The organism is Microbispora oryzae (assembly GCF_017896165.1).
Classification (GTDB): Bacteria; Actinomycetota; Actinomycetes; order Streptosporangiales; family Streptosporangiaceae; genus Microbispora; species Microbispora oryzae.
The window spans coordinates 226,148-248,397 of the sequence record NZ_JAFCNB010000001.1; the positions used below are offsets into that span (position 1 = coordinate 226,148).

Here is a 22,250-nt window from a genome sequence, read left to right on the forward strand (position 1 = left end):
TCCGACCTGCCGCCAGCGCGCCCACCGGCGTCGTCCCGTCGTATAGCCGTCTCGCCGTGTAAGCGTCTCGCCGTTCAGCCATCTCGCCGGCGGCTTGGCCCAGGTGAGCGGAATCCGCCGGAGGGACCCTAGTGTCGAGGCATGACCAGCCGCCGCCCTGCCGCCGAGCCACCAGCCGAGACCCGGCACCCAAGGGAGAGCCGAACGTCACGTGCCCCCGGTCCGCCTCCGTACGGCTCCGAACAGATGTGGGGGCGGCCGGTCACGCTGCCCGCGCCGCCCGTCCTGTCCGGCTCCCCCGCCGGGCGAGCGCTGACGGCTGAGCTCGCGGCCCGCTGGGCCGAGCCGCACCGCCGCTATCACACCCCCGCCCACCTGCGGACGGTGCTCCACGCCATCGACTCACTCGCCGGCCACGCCCACGACGCCGACGCCGTACGTCTGGCCGCCTGGTTTCACGACGCCTTTTATGAGGGGCGTCCCGGCTGGGACGAGGAGCGCAGCGCCCAGCTCGCCGAGGCGAGGCTACCCGCCTGCGGACTGGCTCCCGGCCGCGTACGCCTCGTGGCCCGGCTCGTACGGGTGACCGCCGTTCACGCCTACGGAGAGGGGGACGCCGACGCGGCCGTCCTGTGCGACGCCGACCTCGCCGTCCTGGGCGGCACTCCCGAGGAGTACGACGCGTACGCGCACGCCGTGAGGCAGGAGTATCGGCACGTCCCCGACGACGCGTTCCGGACCGGCCGCTCCGCGGTTCTTACACGTCTGCTCGCCGGTTCATACCTGTACGGGACGGAGACCGGCCGCGATCTCTGGGAACGGCGGGCGAGGGAGAACATGACCCGCGAGCTCGGGACGCTTTCGTCACCTCCCGGTTCCTTTACAACGTAGATCTTCCGATTCGAGGGCCCCGATCAGACTTCTCGGCTCCGTACTTGTTGTCCACAGGTGGAGGCACTCACCGAATTTCTTCGGTGGCTGTATGTAGCGTGCCGGTTGCGCGGCCACTTTGGCGTTTGGGTAGGCGTTTCAGTCGCCGGCGGTTTCGCGACTCCGGCGCCGCCTCTCCCGGCGTTGCCGAAGGCGTTGAACGACCCTCACCCTCTTTTCGAACTGGCTTGCGGTTTACTGGTTACGTTTTGTAGTGTTGCAGTTACGTGGAGGGCTGATGGTGGGGGGTGTCTCGGTGCCGGTGTTCCCTGATCCTGTTGTCGACGGCTGCGACGATCGTCTGGCCCGGAGCCAGTCAACCTCGGGCCAGTCAACCTCGGGCCAGTCAACCTCGGGCCAGTCAACCTCGGCGCAGTCGATCTCGTCGCGGTCGTCGCGGTCGGCACGGTCATCGCAGCCGGCGGGGTCGGTGCCGCCGGTGCTTGAGGGCACGTGCCTGGACCCGTACGTGGACTCCCGCGCGGGTTCTCGTACGGGTTCTCGTGCGGAGCCCGGTGAAGGTGATGGAGAGCATGGCCAGGCAGCGAGCCGAGGATCGGGCTCCGGCGAACCGGGGGATCCTCCCGGTGCGCACGAGGACGCTGCGCCAGGTCCGGGGCCGTGCTTGTCGGAGGTGGAGTTGCTGCGGGTGGCGGCCCGGTGGGCGGCCGCGGAGGTGCCGGACAGTTCGGCGGTGTGTCTCCAGCGGGCCGAGACGCTGATTCAGGCGGTGGATCTGCTCTATTCGGCGATGGTGGCGCTGCTGCATCGGGTGGATGTCACCGGCGAGGCCAAGGCGTATGGGCATGCCTCCACCGCTTCATGGCTGCGCTCGGACAGACCGAGCACCCCCGATCCGACCACCCCCGCACCGAGCACTTCTGCGCCGAGCACTTCTGCGCCAGCCGCGTCTACGTCAGACGCGGCAGAGATCGGTGCGGAGATGCCAGTAGCGCCGGGGGTGGCGGAAACCGGCGCGGAGGCGCCCGGAACGCCTGGCGTGCATGGGCCGCCGATGGTGGCGCGGCGTGGCCCGGGGATGACGGGTGCGCAGGCGGCCCGGTGGCTGCGGATCTCCGGCGAGGTGGCCCGCCTGCCGGAGGTGAAGGCCCGCTACCGGGCCGGATCCCTGTCCGGCGGAGCGGTGGACGCCATCACCACGGTGACGACCAAACTGACCGACACGCAGGCGACAGAAGCCGAACCGATCCTGCTGCAGCTGTCCGACAACGCGTCGTGCGCGGAGGTGGCCAAAGCCGGCCGCTACATCCGGGAGATCCTCGACCCCGGCACCCTCGTCCAAGAGTGCGAGGACGACTACGCCTCCCGGTTCCTGCTGGTCCGCCCCTCCAGCACCGGCGGCGTGGAAGGCGAGTTCCGCCTACCGCGGGAGGCGGCGGCGCGGTTGCGGGCGTTCCTGACCTCCTACGCCCGCCCCAAGGACAAGGACGACGACCGGCCGCTACGCGTGCGCCAGGCCGACGCCTTCTCGGCCCTGCTGAGCGAGAAGGTCTCCACCGAACTCGTCGTCATGGTCCGGGCCGAGTCCCTGCCCGACGACATCCTCGCCCCCACCGGCGCACCGAAGGCCCCGCCGGCCGGAGCGCAGGACGCCACCCCGACCGTCACCGACTCCGACACGACGGTCGGCGCAACCGATCCCACGACTCAGAACACGTCGCCGGGCGCCAGCCGGGCAACGGGCGCACGCAGCACCGCCGGTGCGGCGGGTGCGCGCGGCGATGACGAGGCACCTTCCACAGCCAGAGCGGGCCGAGACGGTCCAAACGACGAGGCCGCTCCCCCCGAGGACGGTCCTCCCGGGGATGGTCGTCCCGAGGACGGTTCTCCCGAGGACGCTCCCGAGGAGGCTGGTCGTGGCGACGCCCGTCCCGACCATGCCGCAGAGCCCGACCATAGTGCGGGTTCTGACGATGCCGCGTGGCCTGACGACCGCCTACGCTCCGGCAACCGGGGTGATGGCATGCCCGCTGCCACTGCCACTGCCACAGACGCAGACGCACACCCACACGCAGGCGCAGGCGCGGATGGGCGGGCGCAGGGGCGGCCACAGTCCAGCGGCGGAACGCGCGCTGACGCCTGCCGCACCTGCGGTCACGCCCCCAACCGGCTCGCCCCCGGGCTGCTGGTCTCCACCGGGCACCTGCTGCCCGTCAGCGACGTCCACCGCCTGGCCCGCACCTCACGCCTGACCCGGATGGTGATGGACGCCAAAGGCCAGGTTCTGGACATGGGCCGCTCGGTCCGCCTGGCCACCCCCGCCCAGCGCAAAGCCCTGCTCGCGCAGTACGCCACCTGCTACTGCCAAGGCTGCCCCATCCCCGCCACCATGACCGAAGTCGACCACGTCCACGGCTGGATCGACGACGGCGTCACCAACCTCGACCTCCTCGCCCCCGCCTGCACCTTCCACAACCGCGACAAATTCACCCACCCCCACCGCTACACCACCCACCGCAACCCCAACGGCACCTGGACCCTCACCCACCACCCCAACCGCCGAAGATACGAACGCAGCACCCGCCAACGCCCGGGGTGAACACCCCGAACAGAACACCGGGCCAGGCACCCCGGACAGACCGCCGAGGGCAGAACGCCGAGGGGAGACGCCGGGGATAAGACACCCGGAATAGACGGACGCCCTGGCACACACCGGGCGCGACACCGGGCCGCGAAGGACGCTGACCACGCCGACCTCGCGGCCCAACCGAAACACGTCCCTATAGACACAGGGGCCATCAACACAGGGGCCATCAACACAGGGGCCATCAACACAGGGGCCATCAACACAGGGGCCAGGGAAAGAGGGCCCGTCCACACAGGGACCGGCGAAAGAGAAACCGGCGAAAGGGGGACCGGCGAAGCCGGGCGAAACAAGAAACGATGCGCCCCGGGGACACCCGCGCTCCGGCTACCGGCTACTTGACGGCCGACTCACCTTGGGCCGGCTCACCTTGGGCCGACGCAGGCCGGACGCGCGGAGGCGGCGCACCAGCTCCGCGCTGGAGACCGCCTCCGCTCCAAGGGCGACCGCCTTCTCGTAGACCGTCTCGGGCACGTCGTAGTGGTCCCGGTCGAACGCGCGAGCGGGGACGCCGAGCAGCCGGGCGAAATCGTGTAGTTCCTCATACGAGACGTCGCTGACCAGGTGGCTCCAGAGCAGGGCCCGAGGGCCGGGCCAGTTGGGCCTGTCGATGAGCACCGCCACGTGTCCTCCGTCGGTTCCGGTCCACCGAGCCTAATAGCCAATTGACTTGGTAGGAAATATGGACAATCCTGGTCCATGAATCTCCCATCGCCCCTGTGAGGTGGTCCATGTCCGTTCTGGAACTGGGAACCGCGGCCCGGGCTCAGGCCCGCGCCCGGCCACATACCCGGAACCGGTGGCGGCCCGGCGCGTCATGGCGACGCTGGATCAGCCCGCTGGTCCTGGTCGTCGCCTGGCAGGTCGCCAGTGCCGCCGGCCTGCTGCCCGCCCGTCTGCTCGCCGCCCCGTCGGCGATCGCGGAGACGGCGGTCGACCTGGTACGGACGGGAGTCCTGCCGACGGCCGTCGCCGTGTCCTTACAGCGTGTGCTCCTCGGCTTCGCCGCCGGCGCGATCGCAGGCGTGGGCCTGGCGCTCGTCGCAGGCTTGAGCCGTCCCGGCGAGAACGCGGTGGATCCGATCATGCAGATGCTCCGCGCGCTGCCGTTCTTCGGCCTGATCCCGCTGTTCATCCTGTGGTTCGGCATCGGCGAGGCGCCCAAGGTGCTGCTCATCGCCCTGGCCGTGTCCTTCCCGCTATACCTGAATACGTTCGCCGGGATCCGCGGGGTGGACGGCAGGCTCGCCGAGGTGGCGAAGACGCTGAAATTGACCAGGGCCCAACTCATCGGGCACATCGTGCTGCCGGGCGCACTCCCCCAGACGCTCGTGGGACTGCGGCAGAGCCTGGGGGTGGCCTGGCTGGCCCTGATCGTGGCCGAGCAGGTCAACGCCAGCGCAGGTCTCGGATACATGATCAACGACGCGCGTGAGTTCCTCCGGACCGATGTGATCGTGGTGGGCCTGCTCGTCTACAGCGCCTTGGGACTGCTGACCGACGGCATCGTCCGGCTGCTGGAGAGGAGGGCGCTCTCATGGCGGCGCGAGTTCCTGGCGGGCTGACCGGCGAACTGGCCGGTGAGTTGGCCGACGAGCTGAACGGCGGGCCGAGCAGCGAACCAAGCCGCGGACTGAGCAGCGAACCAGGCGACAGGCCGAGCGACAGGCTGAGCCACAGGCCGGCAGCGGCCGTACGGCAGCTCACCCGGCGGTTCGGTGACCGGACGGTGCTCGACCGGCTGGACCTGGAGATCGCCGGGGGCGAGTTCGTGGCGCTCCTCGGGCGCAGCGGATCGGGTAAGTCGACGCTCCTGCGCGCGCTCGCGGGTCTCGACCAGGAGATCGACGGGAGCCTGACCGTCGCCGGATCGGTGGCGGTGGCGTTCCAGGAACCCCGGCTGGTGCCGTGGAAGCGGGTCCGGGCCAACGTCGCCCTCGGCCTCGGCGGGCCCGATCCCCTCGACAGGGCGGACACGGCGCTGGCGGAAGTGGGCCTGGCGGAGCGGTCCGGTGCCTGGCCGCTCACCCTGTCGGGTGGGGAGGCACAGCGGGCGAGCCTCGCCCGCGCACTGGTCAGGGAGCCGAGCCTGCTGCTGCTCGACGAGCCGTTCAGCGCCCTCGACGCACTGACCAGGATCACCATGCACGGTCTCGTGCTGGAGCTGTGGGCGGCTCACCGGCCCGCCGTGCTCCTCGTGACCCACGACGTGGACGAGGCGCTGCTGCTGGCCGACCGGGTTCTGGTGCTGGACGCGGGGCGCGTCGCCCACGAAACGGTCATCACGACCCCCCGGCCCCGCCACCGTGATCATCCGGATCTCATCGCACTCCGCGCGACCCTGCTGGCCGCGCTCGGTGTCTCTCCCGAAGGAACAACGTGAAACGGACCCTACTCGTCGCCCTCCTCCTCGCGGCCTCCGCCGCCGGGGCCTGCTCGACGGACGGCCGGAACGACGGCGTGAAGGACTCCTCAGGACCGGTGACGCTCCACGTCGGCGATCAGAAGGCCGGCTCGCAGGCGCTGCTCAAGGCCGCGGGCCTGCTCGACGGCACCCCGTACACGATCACGTGGTCGCAGTTCACCTCAGGCCCGCCGCTGCTGGAGGCGGTGAACGCGGGAGCAGTGGACATCGGGGGCGTCGGCAACACGCCGCCCGTCTTCGCCGCCGCGTCGGGGTCGAAGATCAAGGTCGTCGCGGCCTACCGGCAGAAGCCCAACGGAGCCGCCATCATCGTCCCGGCCGGCTCCTCCATCACCTCACCGGCGCAGCTCAAGGGCAAGAAGATCGCCGTGGCGAAGGGCAGTTCGGCGCACTACCACCTGCTCGCCGTTCTGAAGAAGGACGGGCTGTCCTTCGCGGACATCCAGCCGCAGTATCTCCAGCCGGCGGACGCCCTGGCGGCGTTCTCCTCGGGCACGGTCGACGCCTGGGCCATCTGGGATCCGTTCACCTCCCAGGCCGAGATCCAGAACAAGGCCAGGCCGCTGGTCGACGGCAACGGGTACGTGAACGGCCTGAACTTCCAGGTGGCGGCGCCGGCCGCGCTGGCCGACCCGGGCAGACGGGCGGCGATCGGCGACTTCCTGGCCCGGCTGGCCAAGGCCCGCGAATGGTCGGTCTCGCACCAGTCGGAATGGGCCAAAGTGTGGGCGCAGGAGACCGGGCTGCCGCCCGAGGTGGCTGACGCCGCCGTGGCGAACGCGGTGGCCGTCCCGATCGCCATCGACGACTCGGTGGTGTCGTCCGAGCAGGAGATCGCCGACGCCTTCTCCGCCGAGGGCCTGATCCCCGGCAGGCTCACGTTCTCCGATTTCGTGGACAAGCGGTTCAACGACGTCGTCGCGAAGGCACAGCAATGAGATTCCACTGGTTCCTGCCCACCACGGGCGACAGCAGGGCGATCGTCGGCGGCGGCCACGGCCTCCACCGGGCGCACGGCCACCCCTCGGCCTCCGCGGTCTACCGGCCGCCGTCCGTCGACTATCTCGGGCAGATCGCCCGCGCGGCCGAGCAGCTCGGCTTCGAGGCGGTGCTCACCCCCACGGGCACGTTCTGCGAGGACGCCTGGCTGGTCACGGCCGCTCTGACGCAGGTGACGACACGGCTGAAGTTCCTGGTCGCGTTCCGGCCCGGCCTGCTGACGCCGACACTGGCCGCCCAGATGGCCGCCACCTACCAGCGGATCTCGGGCGGGCGGCTGCTGCTCAACATCGTCACCGGCGGCGAGGCCGCCGAGCAGAAGCGCTTCGGCGACCATCTGTCGAAGGACGAGCGCTACGCCAGGACCGACGAGTTCCTGTCGATCGTGCGCGGCGCCTGGGATGGCCCGTTCGACTTCACGGGCCGCTACTACCAGGTAGAGGGGGCGATGGTCGCCGAGCGGCCGGACCCGGTGCCCGAGCTCTACTTCGGCGGCTCCTCGGCCGCGGCGGGGCCCGTCGCCGCCCGGCACGTGAACGTCTACCTGACCTGGGGCGAGCCGCCGGCCCAGGTCGCGGCCAAGCTCGACTGGATCCGCGAGCTCGCCGCGGCGCAGGGGCGCACGCTGCGGTTCGGCATCCGCCTGCACGTCATCACCCGTGACACCTCCGACGAGGCCTGGGCCGAGGCGGGCCGGCTGCTCGACCGGATCGCCCCCGAGGACATCGACTCGGCCCGGTCGATCCTGGCTCGCAGCGAGTCGGTCGGACAGCAGCGGATGCTCGCCCTGCACGAGGGTTTCCGCAGCGGGCGGGCCCGCGACCTGGAGATTCACCCGAATCTCTGGGCGGGTGTCGGGCTGGTCCGCGGCGGCGCGGGAACCGCGCTCGTGGGGAGCCATAGTGAGGTCGCCGACCTCATCGAGGAGTACGCGTCGCTCGGGATCGAGGAGTTCGTCCTGTCCGGCTATCCCCACCTGGAGGAGGCGTACTGGTTCGGGGAGGGTGTCCTGCCCGAGCTGCGCCGCCGGGGCCTGACCGGCGCCGCCCCACCCGTACGGCTCAGCGCCTGACGGGCCGATCGGGCCCCGGACCCGCGCCGCGTGGCGCTATGAACCGCGCCGTGTGGCGCTATGAGCGGTCCGGGGCCTCGCCGCGCTCGTGGATGAGGGCGCTCAGCTCTGACACGGCCTGGCGGGAACGCCGGCGCTCGGTGCTCTGGATGCCCATCGCGCCGAGGCTCAGCCCGTTGGCCAGGTCGAGTTTCGGCCACGGGTCGCCCTCGACCATCGTCACGTCGAGCACCTCGGGCCACTCGAAGCGGTGGACGCGCAGCGGGTTCACCACCGTGATCCCCCGCTCGTCGGCGCTGACCCTGAGCCGGCCGAGCAGGTGCAGCACCCCCGCCACCAGCAGGCCGAACACCACGATCGCCACCCGGTCGGCCACGCCGAACATGGGCGGCAGGACGACCGCGAGCACGACCCCGCCGACCACCATGACCGCCGCCATGCCGTACGCGATGATCGAGGCTCGCAGGGGACGCCAGGTCACCGGCAGCGGGGGTGGCTTCGTCTCAGGCATGGCGGCTGGTTCCCAGGGTCTGCGTGTGGTCCATGGACACGGTCCGGGCTGTTGGGCTTTGTCGGACTGTCAGATGTCAGGCTGTCACGCGGACAGGCCGCGCAGGACGAGGGCGGTCTCCAGTGCGGCGACCGTCGCCTCGTAGCCCTTGTCCTCTTTGCTGCCCGGCACGCCGGACCGCTCAACCGCCTGATCAAGGGTGTCACAGGTGAGCACCCCGTTGCCCACCGGGGTGGACTCGTCGAGGGCGACCCTGGTCAGGCCCGCCGTCACCGAATCGCAGACGTAGTCGAAGTGCGCGGTGTCACCGCGGATCACCACGCCGAGCGCGACGACGGCGTCGCATCTGCGGGCCAGCGCCTGCGCCACGACGGGGATCTCCAGCGACCCCGCCACCCGGACGGCGACCACGTCGGCCCCGCTGTCGCGCGCCGCCTGGACGGCCCGGTCGAGCAACTGGTCGGTGATCTTCTCGTGCCACCGCGCCGCAACCACGCCGACGGTCAGCCCCGCCGCGTCCACCGCGGCCGCGTCCGGCCGTCCCTCGCCGCTCATCTGTCCGCCTCCGTGGGAATGTCAGTGGGAATGTCAGTGGGAACGCCCGTGGGAACGCCCGTGGGAACGCCCGTGGGAACGCCCGTGGAACTGCCCGTGGGGATCTCGTGGTCTGTGGGGATGTCGTGGCCGAGCCGGTCGCGCTTGGCCGTCAGGTATCGCTCGTTGTACGGGTTCATGGCCACAGGCATGGGCTCGCGCCCGAGGACCTTGATACCGTAGCCGTCCATCCCGCGCACCTTGGCCGGGTTGTTGGTGAGCAGGCGGACGGACTTCACGCCGAGATCGGCGAGCATCTGCCCGGCGTTGGAGAACTCCCTGGCGTCGACCGGCAGCCCCAGCTCCAGGTTGGCGTCGACGGTGTCGCTTCCGTTGTCCTGCAGGCTGTAGGCCCGCAGCTTGGCCAGCAGGCCGATGCCGCGGCCCTCGTGACCGCGCAGGTACACGATCACGCCCCGGCCCCGCTCGGCGATCGCCTCCATGGCCGCGTCGAGCTGCACCCCGCAGTCGCACCGCAGCGAGCCGAACACGTCGCCGGTGAGGCACTCGGAGTGGGCCCGCACCAGGACGTTCTCGCCGTCGGACAGATCGCCGTAGACAAGCGCGACGTGCTCGCCGCCGTCCAGGGCGCTTGAGTAGCCGTACGCGCGCCAGACGCCGTACCGGTTGGGGATCGTGGTCGTGGCCACGCGGGTGACCATCCGCTCGGACCTGCGGCGGTATTCGGCGATCTGCTCGATCGACACGAGCGCGAGGTCGTGTTCGTCGGCGAACTCCCGCAGCCGCGGCAGCCGGGCCATCGTGCCGTCGTCGTTGACGATCTCCGCCAGCGTGCCCGCCGACTGGAGACCGGCCAGCCGGGCGAGGTCGACGGACGCCTCGGTGTGGCCGGGCCGGACGAGCACACCTCCCTCGCGGTAGCGGAGCGGGAAGATGTGGCCGGGCCGGACCAGCTCGTACGGCTCGGTGGCCGAGTCGCACAGGGTGCGGATCGTCCTGGCCCGGTCGGCGGCCGAGATGCCCGTGGTCACGCCGTCCCTGGCGTCGACGCTGATCGTGTAGGCCGTCCGCATGCCTTCGCGGTTGTCGTACACCATGAGCGGCAGGCCGAGCCGGTCGAGCTCGGCGCCCTCCATCGCCACACAGATCACGCCGCTTGTGTGCCGGATCATGAAGGCGACCAGCTCGGGGGTGGCCTTGCCGGCCGCGAAGACGAGGTCGCCCTCGTTCTCCCGGTTCTCGTTGTCCACCACGACGACCGCCCGGCCCTCGCGGATGTCGGCTATCGCCCGCTCGACCGGGTCGAACCGTATCTCACCCATCTCACTCACACCGCTCACACCATTCACGCCGCTCATACCGCTCGTCTCACTGACACCGCTCACACCCTCACCGCCTGGGCCGCCTGGACCCGCGTCCGCGACTGGCTGAGCCAGTTGCGGAAGCCGGCGATCACCATCAGGAGGAACAATCCGTAAACCAGCCCGGAGACCACGAGGTGCGACGCGAACGTCAGCGGAACCCCGACGACGTCCACGGCCACCCAGATCACCCAGAAGTCGACCAGCGCCCTGCCCTGCGCCCAGGTCGCCGCCGCACTGCCGACGAAGATGTACGCGTCGGGCCAGGGCGCCCAGGAGATGTTCAGCCCCCGGGCGTTCAGGAGCTGGAACAGCAGCGCGACCGCGACGGTGCCGGCGGCCGTCACGGCGACCAGGACGGCGCGCTCGCGGGCCGTGGCGGTCCGGATGGGCAGGCCGCCCTCGTCGCGGGCGCCGCGTGACCACCGGTACCAGCCCCACACGGCGAGCAGGCCGAACAGGGCCTGCTTGAGCGCGTTGCCGGTGACGTGGGCGCCGACCGACGCCGTGAACAGCAGCACGGAGCCGAACAGTTGCACCGGCCACGTCCAGATCGTCTTCCGCATGGCCAGCCAGACTGTGCCGAGCGCGGCGGCGTTGCCCACCAGGTCGGTCCACAGGACGCGCTGGCCGAGCACGTCGAACCCGGCCTTCACCCAGCTCATGGCCGGGCCCCGGCGGTCAGCTTCTCGACGTACTTGGCGATCACGTCCACCTCCAGGTTGACCGGCTCCCCCGGCCGCTTGTGTCCGAGCGTGGTGAGCCCGAGGGTGGTCGGGATCAGGCTCACCGTGAATCCCTCGCCGTCCACGGCGACCACGGTCAGGCTCACGCCGTCGACGGCGACCGAGCCCTTCTCGACGATGTACCTGTCCAGGCCGGGCGGCAGCGAGATCCGCACGATCTCCCAGTGCTCGGCGGGCTCGCGGGAGACCACGGCCCCGGTGCCGTCGACGTGCCCCTGCACGATGTGGCCGCCCAGTCGCTGGTCGGCCCGCACGGCGCGCTCCAGGTTGACCGGGGACCCGGGGCGGAGCGCGCCGAGGCTGGACCTGTCGAGCGTCTCCTTCATCACGTCGGCGCCGAAGACGTCGCCGTCCACGTCGGTCACGGTGAGACAGACGCCGTTGACGGCGATCGACTCGCCGTGCCGCGCGTCGCCCGTGACCAGCGGCCCGCGGATCCGCAGCCGGGCCGACTCGGCGCCACCTCCGGCCGCTCCCGCCCCCTCGGGCTCCTGCGGACCCTGGGGCTCCACGGCGACGACCTCGCCGAGCTCCTCGACGATTCCGGTGAACATTCAGCTCTCCTTCGACGGTTGCGGCCGCAGGACGACCCTCAGATCCGGCCCGATGCGGGCGACCTCCTCGAACTCCAGGCGATGCGCCTCGGCGAGCGTCCGCACGCCGGCCGGCCCGAGCGCGGCCGCCCCCGCCCCGAACAGCGCCGGGGCGACATAACCCACCACCCGGTCGACCAGGCCCTCCCGGAGGAACGACCCGGCCAGGGTGGGCCCCCCTTCCAGCAGCACGCTCACGACCTGCCTCCCGCGCAGCTCAGCCATGAGAGCCCGGAGGTCTATTCCGCCGTCCGCCCGCGGGAGCCGTACGGCGCCGGACAGGTGCGGCGGCAGGACCGCGTCGTCGGCGACGGCGACGAGCGTCGGCGCCTCGCCGTCGAGGACGCGCGCGGTGGCGGGGGTGCGGGCGGAGGAGTCGGCCACGACGCGCAGGACCGGCCGTTCCCGCAGCGGCTCCGGGACCCGGGCGGTGAGCCGGGGATCGTCGGCGACGACCGTGCCGACGCCGGCGAGGATCGCGTCGCTCTCCGCGCGCAGGCGGTGCACGTCGGCCCGCGCCTCCGGCGAGGTGATCCACTGGCTGGTGCCGTCGGCGGCGGCCGAGCGCCCGTCGACCGTGGCGGCGAACTTCCAGGTCACGTACGGCCGGCTGGCCCGGACGAAGGTGAGCCACGCCGCGTTGCCCCGCTCCGCCTCCTCGGTGAGCACGCCGGTGTCGACCCGGACGCCGTGGCTCCTGAGCGTCCCCGCACCGCCGGCCGCGACGGGGTTGGGGTCGGCGACGGCGATCACCACCCGGGCCACCCCGGCGTCGAGGAGCGCCCGCGAGCACGGCCCGGTCCTCCCGGTGTGGTCGCACGGCTCAAGGGTCACATAGGCGGTGCCGCCACTGGCCCGCTCGCCCGCCTCCCGCAGGGCCACCACCTCGGCGTGCGGGCCGCCCGCGTACGCGTGGAAGCCCTCACCCGCGATTTCGCCGGAGGCGTCGACGACGACGCACCCGACCACGGGATTGGGACTGGTGCCGCCCTGTCCGAGGGCGGCGAGCGCGACGGCGCGCCGCATGTGAAGAACGTCCTGCGAGGTCACCCCGGTCTTCCTCTCGCCTTCGACTGATCGCCGGCAAGGCGGGCCCCGGGGGTTTCGGACGCGGCGTCGCGTCATGACGGGCCGACGGGCGCCGTACGGCGCCGCGACCCGCTCGCGCGCTACCTCCCATCCGGACTTTGACCGTCGGTCCTGGAATCTCACCAGGTCCACCGGCCGATGGCTTCGGCCGGGTCGCGGACTGCCGCCCCACGTGGGGGCGTCACCGCCGGTTCGGAATTTCACCGACCCCGGAGCACGCTTGCTCTGTACCAACAGTGTGCCATGCCCCCGCAAGGGACGGTTGAGGGGATCACCCCAATGAAGATGATCAATGGCGAGGAGGGGTGCTGTCAGAGCCTTCTCTACGATGTGTCACAAAATCGCGGCAGGAAAGTCTTATATGTAATATGCAGTAATCAGTCGGCGCATCTGCCAAGGTCACCGACCTCGCCAGGTGCACCATGGTTTACTTTGGACAACGAAGCGAGCAAGAATCCCGGTCACTCGATCGAAGTGATTGACCCTCGGAAAATTAGTTGCCAGGGTTCCCTGTAGTCGGATCTCTTCCGATCATTATTGGTTCATCGGGAGCACCGCACCATGACGTTCCCCTCCCCGGCCACGACCGGCGCCCGTACCGGTGCCGGCGGCGATGCCGGGCACCCGGAGCCCGCCGTCGCGGTCACCGGGCGCTCCCCGGGCCGGCTGATGTGGCGCCGCTTCCGGCGGGACCGTACGGGTGTGGCGTCCGCGGTCGTCGTGCTCGCGTTCTTCCTGATCGCCCTGTTCGCCCCGGTGATCTCCCTGCTGTACGGCAAGGACCCCTACACCACGTACGGCCTGGACCAGCCCGGCCTGTTGAACGCGTACGGCTATCCGATCGCGCCCAACGGAGGCATGAGCTCCGAGTTCTGGTTCGGGCTGGAGCCCGGCCTGGGCCGCGACGTGTTCACACAGCTCGTCTACGGCATCCGCACGTCGCTGAGCATCGCGCTGATCGTGACGGTGCTCGCGACGGCCACGGGCATCGCGCTGGGGATCACGGCGGGCTACGCCGGCGGCCGGACCGACTATGTGATCGGCCGGGTCGCCGACACCCTGCTGGCCTTCCCCGCCCAGCTGTTCCTCATCGTCTTCCTGCCGGTGGTGGAGGCCGCGCTGGTGCCGCCCGACGCCGAGCCCCCGGTCTGGCTGAGGTTCGTCTCCATCTGCCTGGTGCTGTCCGTCCTGGGCTGGGCCACCGTCGCCCGGTTGCTGCGGGCCCAGGTGCTGTCGCTGCGCAACCGCGAGTTCGTGGAGGCGGCCCGGGTGACCGGCGCGTCACCGGCCCGGATCGTCCTCAGGGAGCTGCTGCCCAACCTGTGGACCCCGATCGTCATCCAGGCGACGCTGGCGCTCCCGCTCTACGTGGGCGCCGAGGCGGGCCTGGGTTTCCTGGGCGTCGGCATGACGGAGCCGACCCCCGACTGGGGCCGGATGTTCCAGGTGGGCGCCCAGGTCTACCACTCGGACGTGACCTACCTGGTCTTCCCCGGCGTGGCAATGCTGATCTTCGTTGTCGCGTTCAATCTCCTCGGAGACGCGATCCGCGACGCCTTCGACCCCAAGACGAGGCGCTGACGAGGCGCCGGCTTCACAGGCTTCACAGGAAGGAACATGCGATGCACAGCAGGCGACTCGCCTCCGTGACGGCCGTCCTCGTGGCGGGCGCACTGGCCCTGGCGGGTTGCGCCAAGGGCGGTGGCGGCGGGCCGGCGGAAGCCGGCGGCCCGGCGCTCGGGCCCTTGGAGAACACCGCGGTCACCACGATCAAGGTCGGTACGGCGCGGGACTCCGCGGGGCCCGCGCCGGAGGTCCCGGGGGCCCGCACGGGGGGCACGGTCAACATGCTCGACCGCGACGACTTCTCCCATCTCGACCCGGGGCGCGTCTACGTCAACTACAGCGCCGCGGTTTCTGCGCTGTTCACCCGCAGGCTCACCGCCTACCGGGTGGGTGACGGCGGCACCATCACGCTGGTCGGCGACCTGGCCACCGATCCGGGCACCACCACCGACGGCGGACGGACCTGGACGTTCACTCTCAAGAACGGCCTGAAGTGGCAGGACGGCACTCCGATCACGTCCGCGGACATCAGGCACAGCTTCGAGCGGCTGTTCGCCGACTTCGTCACCGAGGGACCCGACTACGCGGAGACCTGGCTCGTGCCCGACCCCAAGAAGCCGTTCCGCCAGCAGTACGAGGGCCCCTATCACGGCAAGCACCTCGACTCGATCGAGACGCCGGACGACCGCACGGTGATCTTCCACCTCAACGGGCCGCACCCCGACTTCAACTTCACCGTCGCCATGACCGGCTACGGGGCCGTGCCGAAAGCGCACGACACCAGGCAGAAGTACGACAAGCGGCCGTTCTCGTCCGGGCCGTACAAGATCGTCAGCCATGTGACGGACAAGTCGATGGACCTGGCGCGCAACGAGTACTGGGACGGCACCACCGACCCCATCCGGCACGCCTACCCCGACCGCTTCCACATGGAGTTCGGTCTGCAGGCCCAGCAGACGACCGAGCGGTTCCTGGCCGACCAGGGCGCCGACCGGCAGGCGTTCACGTTCCACAACGCCGTCGCGCCCGAGCGGGTGCCGGAGGTGCTGGCCAACCCCGAGGTGATGAAGCGGTCGGTGCAGGGCCTGACCCCGTTCACCTCCTTCTACACGATCAACACCAGCCGCGTCACCGACGTGAACGTCCGGCGCGCGATCGTCACCGCGTGGCCCTCGCGGCAGCTCCAGCAACTCCAGGGCGGCGAGGTCACCGTGGGCCGGCTCGCGACGACGGTGCTGAGCCCGACCGTGCTCGGCTACCGGCCGTTCGACCTGTACGGCAAGCTCAAGCGGCCGCAGGGCGATCCCGAGGCGGCCAGGAGACTGCTCGCCGAGGCCGGTCAGCCCCATCCGACGATCGTCTACGCGTACAACCTGACGCCCACCCAGGAGAGGATGGCCGTCGCCATCAAGGACGCCCTCGGCAAGGCCGGATTCAACGTGGTGGCCAAACCCCTCGCCACGGCGAAGTACTACGAGGCCGTCGGGCAGGTCAACAACACGTTCGACGTCTACTGGGGTGGATGGTCCGCCGACTGGCCGACCGGTTCGACCACGATCCAGCCGCAGTTCGACGGGCGGGTCATCACGGACGGCGGGCAGAACTACAGCCACCTGAACCTGCCCGCGATCAACTCCGCCATCGACCGGGCCGACACGATCAGCGATCCCGCCGCGGCGGGCCGTGCCTGGGCCGCCCTCGACCGGCAGATCATGGAGGAGGCCCCCATCGTGCCCGAGCACTACGTGACCTACTTCGGGATCTACGGCTCCGGGCTGGGCGGCGTGAAGCTCGACCCGATACTCGGAGGGCAGTCCGCGCTCGGCATCTACGTGAAGTGATCTCCCGCGGGAGGCGCCCGCGGGAGGTAAAGGATCGGCGGGAAGTGCCGGACCACGGGGAACGACCGGTCAGTATTGGCTCCAGTTCGGGACACACTGAATCAGGCGAAGCGGCCCGTCCGGGGGCCGTGAAGAATGCCGAGTACGGCAGTACCGGCAGGCAGTACCGGCAGGCAGTACCGGCAGGCAGTACCGGCAGGCAGTACTGCCAGTACACGAAGTACGTGGAGTACGTCCGGTACGTGAAGCAGCGGAGTGGAACAGCGGCATGATCGGCTTCCTGGCCCGCCGGCTCGCCGGCGCCCTGGTGATCCTCGCGGTCATCAGCGTGGTCACGTTCTGCCTGTTCTACGCCGCGCCACGGGATCCGGCGCGGGCGTTCTGCAGCAAGGTCTGCCAGCCGGAGACGCTGGAGCTGATCCGGCGCAACCTGGGCATGGACGAGCCGCTCGCGGTGCAGTACTGGCACTGGCTGGCCGGGATCGTCGCGGGCCGCGACCTCCCGGGGTTCGGCGGGTGCCCGGCGCCCTGCCTCGGGTACTCGTTCGCCACCCAGGAGCCGGTCTTCGGCGCCATCGTGGACCGCTTCCCGGTGACGCTCTCCCTCACCGTGGGAGCCGCGGCCGCCACCCTCGGCTTCGGCGTCCTGCTCGGGATGGTCGCCGCCTGGCAGGCCGGCCGGCCACTCGACCGGATCGCCAGCGCGTCCTCGGTGGTCGGCGCCTCGCTGCAGATCTACTTCGTCGGGCCGCTGCTCGCGTTCGCGCTCGTGGACACGTTCGGCGTGCTCCCGCGGCCGGCGTACGTGCCGTTCACCGGCGACCCCGTGGGCTGGTTCACCCATCTGCTGCTCCCCTGGGCCGTCCTGTCGATCGTCTTCACGGCCAACTACACCCGCATGACCCGCGCTCAGATGGTGGAGCAGCTCGCCGAGGACTACGTCCGCACGGCGCGGGCCAAGGGCATGCCGGAACGCGTGGTGTTCTTCCGCTTCGCCTGGCGCGGTGCCATGATCCCCATCGTCACGATCTTCGGGGTCGACCTCGCCACCCTCCTGGGCGGTGCGATCATCACGGAGCAGACGTTCGCCCTGCACGGCGTCGGCGAGCTGGCCATCCGGGCCGTGCAGAACTCCGACCTGCCGATGCTGCTCGGCGTCACGCTCGTGGGCGCCGGCGCGATCGTCGCGCTCAGCGTCGTGGTGGACGTGCTCTACGCCGTCATCGACCCCCGGGTGCGGCTCGGGTAGCCCGCCGGGACGCGTGCCGGGATAAAGCCCGGACAGCAGCCGAGAAACAGCCCGAGGAACAACCCGAGGAACAGCCCGAGAACCAGCAGAGCAACAGGAGCCAGACCGTGACCACCGTGCCGCCGCCGCCCCGCGGGCCGGACCCGTTCCTGTCCGTCCGGGACCTGAGCGTGCGCTTCAGCACCGAGGACGGCGTGGTACGGGCCGTCGACGGACTGTCCTTCGACGTCGAGAAGGGCACAACGCTCGCCATCGTCGGCGAGTCGGGCTCCGGCAAGTCCGTCACCGGCCTGGCTCTCCTCGGCCTGCACGACCCGGCGTCCGCCACGCTGGACGGCCGGATCCGGCTGGAGGGCCGCGACCTGCTGCCGGCGCCGCGCGGCACGCTCGAACGGCTCCGCGGCGACCGGATCGCGATGGTCTTCCAGGACTCGCTGACCGCGTTGTCGCCGTTCCATCCGGTCGGCCGCCAGATCGGCGAGGTCTACCGCAGGCACCGGGGCGCGAGCCGGAGGGAGGCCAGGGAACGCGCCGTCGAGATGCTGGACAGGGTCGGCATCCCCGGCGCGCGCAGCCGGGTGGACGACTATCCCCACGAGTTCTCCGGCGGCATGCGGCAGCGCGTGATGATCGCGATGGCGCTCGTCTGCGACCCGGGTCTCCTGGTCGCCGACGAGCCGACCACCGCGCTGGACGTGACGGTCCAGGCCCAGATCCTCGACCTGCTGTCCGACCTGCAGCGGGATTCGGGCACCGCCATCATCCTGATCACCCATGACCTCGGCGTGGTGGCCGCCGCCGCCCACGAGGTCCTGGTGATGTACGCGGGCCGGGCGGCCGAGCACGGGACGGTCGGCGAGGTGCTTGGCGAGCCCCGGCACCCGTACACGTGGGGGCTGCTGTCGTCGACGCCACGCCTGAGCACGCCGCTGGATCTTCCGCTCAGCCCGGTGCGGGGGACGCCGCCGAGCCTGCTCGACCCGCCGTCCGGGTGCCCGTTCCATCCCCGCTGCGACTACACCGGCCTGGCCGGACCCGAACGGTGCAGGAACAGCCGTCCGGCGCTGTCGCCCGGCGGCGGAGCCGGGACCTCGGCGACGGGCGGGCGGCACGCCGACGCCTGCCATCTCGCGCCGGAACTCAAGGCCGGCCTCCGGCCGCGTCCCCCGGCTCACGACCGGCCTGTCGACGGGCCTCTCGACCGGCCCCTCGACCGGCCTCTCGACCGGATCGAGGACACCGCATGACCGCGCCCCTGCTGGAGCTCCAGGGACTGACCAAGCACTTCCCCGTCCGGGGCGGCGGCGTGCTGCGGCACCGGATCGGCAGCGTACGCGCCGTGGACGGGATCGACCTGACGGTGGGAGCCGGCGAGGCCGTCGGCCTGGTCGGGGAGTCGGGCTGCGGCAAGTCCACCACCGGGCGGCTGGCCGCGCGGCTCCTCGAACCCACCTCGGGACGGATCCTCTACCGCGGCCGGGACATTGCCCACAGCTCCCGGCGCGACCTGCGGCCGATCCGGCCGGAGATCCAGATGGTCTTCCAGGACCCGTACAGCTCGCTCAACCCGCGCCAGACCGTCGGCGCGATCGTCCGCGCGCCCATGGACGTCAACGGGATCGACCCGCCCGGCGGCCGCGGGGCACGCGTACGGGAGCTGCTCGAACTCGTCGGCCTCAACCCGGAGCACCGCGACCGGTATCCGCACGAGTTCTCCGGCGGGCAGCGGCAGCGCGTGGGCATCGCCAGGGCACTGGCCTGCGCCCCGAAGCTGATCATCGCGGACGAGCCCGTCTCCGCGCTCGACGTGTCGGTCCAGGCGCAGGTCATGAACCTGCTGAACGACCTGCGGCGGGAGCTCGGCATCGCGTTCCTCTTCATCGCGCACGACCTCGCCGTGGTGCGCCACTTCTCCCAGCGGGTCGCCGTCATGTATCTCGGCCGGATCGTCGAGATCGGGGACCGCCGATCGATCTACGAACGGCCCCGGCACCCGTACACGCGGGCGCTGCTGTCGGCCGTGCCCGACCCCGACCCGGCGGCCGGGCCGGCGGAGCGGATCCGCCTCACCGGCGACGTCCCCTCCCCCGCGGACCCGCCGTCCGGCTGCCGCTTCCGCACCCGCTGCTGGAAGGCGCAGGACATCTGCGCGCGGGAGACACCGCCGCTGGCCCGGGTGGCCGGAGGCATCCTGGAGCACCGCGGGGACGACGAGGGCCACCTCACCGCGTGCCACTTCCCCGAGCCTGTGCCGGCCCCCAGCTCCCTGTCGTAGGAGCTCAGGTGTCGTACTCAGGTGTCGGAGGAGCTCAGGCGCGCTCGGCCAGGGCGCGCAGCTCGCGTACGGCCCGGGCGGGGTCGTCGGAGCCGTACACGGCGTTGCCGGCCACGAAGACGTCCGCGCCGGCGGCGGCACAGCGTTCGACGGTCTCGGCCGACACGCCGCCGTCGACCTGGAGCCAGATCTCGCCGCCGTGCTTGTCGATCAGCGTCCGGGCCCGCGCGATCTTCGGCAGCATGATGTCGAGGAAGCCCTGGCCGCCGAATCCCGGCTCGACCGTCATGACCAGCAGCATGTCGATCTCGGGCAGCAGGTCCTCGTAGCCGTCGACGGCCGTGGCCGGATTGAGCGCGAGCCCCGCCCTGGCGCCCGCCGCCCGGATGGCCCGGAGCGTGCGCACGGCCGCCTTGGCGGCCTCCGCGTGGATCGTCACGCTGGACGCGCCGGCCTCGGCGTATCCCGGTGCCCAGCGGTCCGGGTCGTCGATCATGAGGTGGCAGTCGATCGGCGTCGACGTGGCCTTGAGCAGTGCCTCCACGACCGGCAGACCCAGCGTCAGGTTGGGCACGAAGTGGTAGTCCATGACGTCGACGTGCAGCCAGTCGGCGACGCCCTCCACCCGGGCGGCCTCGTCGGCGAGGCGGGCGAAGTCGGCGGACAGGATGCTGGGCGAGATCTGTACGGCCATAGTGCCAGCAGTCTATTCGGTCCGGCCCCGCCGCCCCGCGCCGTCCAGGACCGTGCGGACGTGACGGTGCGGACGTGACGGTGCGGACGTGACGGTGCGGACGTGACGGTGCGGGGCGGCAGAAGGGCGGCGGCTCACCGCCGGCTCAGCGCGCCGGATCAGCGCCAGATCACCGCCCGCTCAGCGGCGGCGCAGCAGGGCGAGGAACATGGCGTCGGTGCCGTGGCGGTGCGGCCAGAACCGGGCGTACGGCCCGTCACCCAGATCCGGCACCTCGGGCAGGAACTCCCGGGCGTCCAGCACCTCGACGCCCCCCACGTCCGCCGCCGCGCCTTCCACAAGGCCTTCCACAACGCCTTCCACAACGCCTTCCACAACGCCTTCCACAACGCCTTCCACAACGCCTTCCACCACGTCGCGGGTCTCGGCGAGATGCGGCGAGCAGGTGACGTACGCGACGACGCCTCCGCTGCGGACGGCTCCGAGGGCCGAGACGAGCAGCCGGCGCTGCAACGCCGTCAGCTCGGGCACGCTGCGCGGGTCGCGCCGCCACCGGGCCTCCGGACGTCTGCGCAGCGCGCCGAGGCCGGTGCAGGGAGCGTCCAGCATGACCCGGTCGAAGGCCCCGGGCCGCCAGGCGGGCTCGGTGCCGTCCGCGGTCACCACCGCGGCGTCCCGGGTGGTGCCCCACACCAGGCGGGCGCGGTGGTACTGCGCGTCGGACGCGAGCAGGCGCGCCCCGCGTTGCGCGGCCACGGCGTCGAGGAGGCCGGCCTTGCCGCCCGGCCCCGCGCACATGTCCAGCCAGGCGCGGTCGTGCTCAAGCGGCACCCGGGTGAGGGCGAGGGCCACGAGCTGGCTGGCCTCGTCCTGAACGGCGGCCCTGGCCTCGCCGACAGCCCGGAGCGATCCCGGGTCTCCCTCAGGCAGGTAGGCGCCGTACGGCGAGTAGGCGGCGCGCTCGGCCCCCGCCTCGACCAGCTCGTCGACCGTGGCCCGGCCGGGCCGGGCCACGAGGGCCACCCGGGGCCGTTCGTTGTCGGCCTCCAGCAGCGCGGCCGTCTCGCCGGGGTCGCCGCCCAGGGCGTCCCGCAGCGCCGACACCACCCAGCGGGGATGGCTGTAGGTCACCGCCAGATTGCCGACGGGGTCGTCGGACGCGGGCGGAGCCACGATCTCCAGCCACTCGTCCAGCGTCCGGCCGGCGACCTTGCGCAGCACGGCGTTGGCGAACCTGGAGGGCCCGTCGCCCACGCGCAGCCTGACCAGGTCGATGGTGGCGCTCACCGCGGCGTGGGCCGGGATGCGAGTGCGCAGCAGCTGATGGACGCCCAGCCGGATCGCGTCGAGGAGCGGCGGGTCGACGTCCTCGGGCGCCCGGTCGCTGCAGGCGGCGATGACCTCGTCGTAGGTGCCGAGCCCACGCAGGGTGCCGTAGGCGAGCTCGGTGGCGAGAGCGGCGTCACGCCCCGCGATCCCGCGCTGCCGCAGCAGCGAGGGCATCAGCAGATTGGCGTACGCATCCCGTTCGTCGACGGCGCGCATCAGGTCGTAGGCGGCGGTGCGGGCCTCGTCGCGGCGCGGCCGGGGACGTCCCCGGCCCTGGCCCTGGCTCCGGTTCTGCCCCTGGTTACGGCTCTGCCCCTGACCTTGGCTCGGGCGCCGGCCGCCGGACTGGGACCGCGAGCCGGACCGGCCGTCCTGACCGCGGGTCACGCCGGCCACCGGCCCGGGGAGGC

At 71.5% G+C, this 22,250-nt stretch carries 20 protein-coding genes and 1 riboswitch; of the genes, 11 read left to right on the forward strand and 9 right to left on the reverse strand.

The window, feature by feature from the left end; genetic code table 11:
* Positions 1–141 precede the first annotated feature (141 nt).
* A complete protein-coding gene (locus tag JOL79_RS00995) occupies positions 142–891 on the forward strand; it encodes an HD domain-containing protein (protein WP_230984005.1) in 750 nt (249 codons plus the stop codon).
* Between the two features lie 673 nt (positions 892–1,564).
* Positions 1,565–3,490, forward strand: a complete 1,926-nt coding sequence (locus JOL79_RS01000) for a DUF222 domain-containing protein (protein WP_307848287.1) — start codon at positions 1,565–1,567, stop codon at positions 3,488–3,490.
* A gap of 372 nt (positions 3,491–3,862) precedes the next feature.
* Here JOL79_RS01000 and JOL79_RS01005 read toward each other — a convergent pair whose 3' ends face one another.
* A complete protein-coding gene (locus JOL79_RS01005; RefSeq protein ID WP_210153677.1) occupies positions 3,863–4,159 on the reverse strand; it encodes a DUF4031 domain-containing protein in 297 nt (98 codons plus the stop codon).
* A 107-nt stretch (positions 4,160–4,266) separates the two neighbouring features.
* Here JOL79_RS01005 and JOL79_RS01010 point away from each other — a divergent pair, with 107 nt between their 5' ends.
* Genes JOL79_RS01010 through JOL79_RS01025 form a run of 4 tightly spaced genes read left to right on the forward strand, consistent with a single transcriptional unit; the run spans position 4,267 to position 8,031 of the window.
* Complete coding sequence (locus JOL79_RS01010; RefSeq protein ID WP_210153678.1) at positions 4,267–5,100, forward strand: ABC transporter permease; 834 nt, start codon at positions 4,267–4,269, stop codon at positions 5,098–5,100.
* Positions 5,073–5,918, forward strand: coding sequence for an ABC transporter ATP-binding protein (locus JOL79_RS01015; RefSeq protein WP_210153679.1), 846 nt, complete (start codon positions 5,073–5,075; stop codon positions 5,916–5,918). The genes JOL79_RS01010 and JOL79_RS01015 overlap by 28 nt, the downstream gene beginning before the upstream one ends.
* Entirely contained in the window at positions 5,915–6,898 is a 984-nt protein-coding gene (locus JOL79_RS01020) for an ABC transporter substrate-binding protein (protein WP_210153680.1), read from the forward strand. Before JOL79_RS01015 ends, JOL79_RS01020 begins: the two co-directional genes overlap by 4 nt.
* Positions 6,895–8,031 carry an LLM class flavin-dependent oxidoreductase gene (locus JOL79_RS01025; RefSeq protein WP_210153681.1) on the forward strand — a complete coding sequence of 379 codons (1,137 nt, stop codon included), beginning with the start codon at positions 6,895–6,897 and terminating at the stop codon, positions 8,029–8,031. Before JOL79_RS01020 ends, JOL79_RS01025 begins: the two co-directional genes overlap by 4 nt.
* A gap of 58 nt (positions 8,032–8,089) precedes the next feature.
* On the opposite strand, the gene JOL79_RS01030 is transcribed toward JOL79_RS01025, so the two are convergent.
* The 6 genes from JOL79_RS01030 to ribD all read right to left on the reverse strand — a co-directional run bounded on the left by JOL79_RS01030 (position 8,090) and on the right by ribD (position 12,847).
* Positions 8,090–8,542 carry a PH domain-containing protein gene (locus JOL79_RS01030; RefSeq protein ID WP_210153682.1) on the reverse strand — a complete coding sequence of 151 codons (453 nt, stop codon included), beginning with the start codon at positions 8,540–8,542 and terminating at the stop codon, positions 8,090–8,092.
* Positions 8,543–8,626: 84 nt separating this feature from the next.
* Entirely contained in the window at positions 8,627–9,097 is a 471-nt protein-coding gene (gene ribH / locus JOL79_RS01035; RefSeq protein WP_210153683.1) for a 6,7-dimethyl-8-ribityllumazine synthase, read from the reverse strand.
* A complete protein-coding gene (locus JOL79_RS01040; protein WP_210153684.1) occupies positions 9,094–10,419 on the reverse strand; it encodes a bifunctional 3,4-dihydroxy-2-butanone-4-phosphate synthase/GTP cyclohydrolase II in 1,326 nt (441 codons plus the stop codon). Before JOL79_RS01040 ends, ribH begins: the two co-directional genes overlap by 4 nt.
* A 59-nt stretch (positions 10,420–10,478) precedes the next feature.
* The gene (locus JOL79_RS01045) at positions 10,479–11,123 is read right to left on the reverse strand and encodes a nicotinamide mononucleotide transporter family protein (RefSeq protein ID WP_210153685.1); all 645 of its coding nucleotides are present in this window, start codon (positions 11,121–11,123) and stop codon (positions 10,479–10,481) included.
* Positions 11,120–11,758, reverse strand: coding sequence for a riboflavin synthase (locus JOL79_RS01050; protein WP_210153686.1), 639 nt, complete (start codon positions 11,756–11,758; stop codon positions 11,120–11,122). Before JOL79_RS01050 ends, JOL79_RS01045 begins: the two co-directional genes overlap by 4 nt.
* Positions 11,759–12,847 carry a bifunctional diaminohydroxyphosphoribosylaminopyrimidine deaminase/5-amino-6-(5-phosphoribosylamino)uracil reductase RibD gene (ribD, locus tag JOL79_RS01055; RefSeq protein WP_307848222.1) on the reverse strand — a complete coding sequence of 363 codons (1,089 nt, stop codon included), beginning with the start codon at positions 12,845–12,847 and terminating at the stop codon, positions 11,759–11,761.
* A 112-nt stretch (positions 12,848–12,959) separates the two neighbouring features.
* Positions 12,960–13,108: riboswitch (FMN riboswitch) on the reverse strand.
* Between the two features lie 339 nt (positions 13,109–13,447).
* On the opposite strand from ribD, the gene JOL79_RS01060 reads away from it, so the two are divergent.
* The 5 genes from JOL79_RS01060 (at position 13,448) to JOL79_RS01080 (ending at position 19,817) form a co-directional block, all read left to right on the forward strand.
* A complete protein-coding gene (locus JOL79_RS01060) occupies positions 13,448–14,467 on the forward strand; it encodes an ABC transporter permease (protein WP_210153687.1) in 1,020 nt (339 codons plus the stop codon).
* A gap of 41 nt (positions 14,468–14,508) precedes the next feature.
* Positions 14,509–16,293, forward strand: coding sequence for an ABC transporter substrate-binding protein (locus JOL79_RS01065; RefSeq protein ID WP_210153688.1), 1,785 nt, complete (start codon positions 14,509–14,511; stop codon positions 16,291–16,293).
* Positions 16,294–16,561: 268 nt separating this feature from the next.
* Positions 16,562–17,542 carry an ABC transporter permease gene (locus JOL79_RS01070; protein WP_210153689.1) on the forward strand — a complete coding sequence of 327 codons (981 nt, stop codon included), beginning with the start codon at positions 16,562–16,564 and terminating at the stop codon, positions 17,540–17,542.
* 107 nt (positions 17,543–17,649) lie between these two features.
* Entirely contained in the window at positions 17,650–18,789 is a 1,140-nt protein-coding gene (locus JOL79_RS01075; RefSeq protein ID WP_307848223.1) for an ABC transporter ATP-binding protein, read from the forward strand.
* A complete protein-coding gene (locus JOL79_RS01080) occupies positions 18,786–19,817 on the forward strand; it encodes an ABC transporter ATP-binding protein (protein ID WP_210153690.1) in 1,032 nt (343 codons plus the stop codon). The genes JOL79_RS01075 and JOL79_RS01080 overlap by 4 nt, the downstream gene beginning before the upstream one ends.
* Positions 19,818–19,851: 34 nt before the next feature.
* Here JOL79_RS01080 and rpe read toward each other — a convergent pair whose 3' ends face one another.
* Complete coding sequence (gene rpe / locus JOL79_RS01085) at positions 19,852–20,511, reverse strand: ribulose-phosphate 3-epimerase (RefSeq protein WP_210153691.1); 660 nt, start codon at positions 20,509–20,511, stop codon at positions 19,852–19,854.
* 180 nt (positions 20,512–20,691) lie between these two features.
* Positions 20,692–22,227: an RsmB/NOP family class I SAM-dependent RNA methyltransferase gene (locus JOL79_RS01090; protein WP_210153692.1), complete on the reverse strand. Its 1,536-nt coding sequence runs from the start codon at positions 22,225–22,227 to the stop codon at positions 20,692–20,694.
* Positions 22,228–22,250: the final 23 nt, after the last annotated feature.

Excerpts from the sequence above, each read along its gene's own strand:
- JOL79_RS01050 (WP_210153686.1), bottom strand. The coding sequence starts at position 11,758 with ATGTTCACCGGAATCGTCGAGGAGCTCGGCGAGGTCGTCGCCGTGGAG.
- ribH (WP_210153683.1), bottom strand. The coding sequence starts at position 9,097 with ATGAGCGGCGAGGGACGGCCGGACGCGGCCGCGGTGGACGCGGCGGGG.
- JOL79_RS01010 (WP_210153678.1), top strand. The coding sequence starts at position 4,267 with ATGTCCGTTCTGGAACTGGGAACCGCGGCCCGGGCTCAGGCCCGCGCC.
- JOL79_RS01045 (WP_210153685.1), bottom strand. The coding sequence starts at position 11,123 with ATGAGCTGGGTGAAGGCCGGGTTCGACGTGCTCGGCCAGCGCGTCCTG.
- JOL79_RS01060 (WP_210153687.1), top strand. The coding sequence starts at position 13,448 with ATGACGTTCCCCTCCCCGGCCACGACCGGCGCCCGTACCGGTGCCGGC.
- JOL79_RS01080 (WP_210153690.1), top strand. The coding sequence starts at position 18,786 with ATGACCGCGCCCCTGCTGGAGCTCCAGGGACTGACCAAGCACTTCCCC.
- JOL79_RS01065 (WP_210153688.1), top strand. The coding sequence starts at position 14,509 with ATGCACAGCAGGCGACTCGCCTCCGTGACGGCCGTCCTCGTGGCGGGC.
- JOL79_RS01070 (WP_210153689.1), top strand. The coding sequence starts at position 16,562 with ATGATCGGCTTCCTGGCCCGCCGGCTCGCCGGCGCCCTGGTGATCCTC.
- rpe (WP_210153691.1), bottom strand. The coding sequence starts at position 20,511 with ATGGCCGTACAGATCTCGCCCAGCATCCTGTCCGCCGACTTCGCCCGC.
- JOL79_RS01025 (WP_210153681.1), top strand. The coding sequence starts at position 6,895 with ATGAGATTCCACTGGTTCCTGCCCACCACGGGCGACAGCAGGGCGATC.
- JOL79_RS01015 (WP_210153679.1), top strand. The coding sequence starts at position 5,073 with ATGGCGGCGCGAGTTCCTGGCGGGCTGACCGGCGAACTGGCCGGTGAG.
- JOL79_RS01040 (WP_210153684.1), bottom strand. The coding sequence starts at position 10,419 with ATGGGTGAGATACGGTTCGACCCGGTCGAGCGGGCGATAGCCGACATC.
- JOL79_RS01030 (WP_210153682.1), bottom strand. The coding sequence starts at position 8,542 with ATGCCTGAGACGAAGCCACCCCCGCTGCCGGTGACCTGGCGTCCCCTG.
- JOL79_RS00995 (WP_230984005.1), top strand. The coding sequence starts at position 142 with ATGACCAGCCGCCGCCCTGCCGCCGAGCCACCAGCCGAGACCCGGCAC.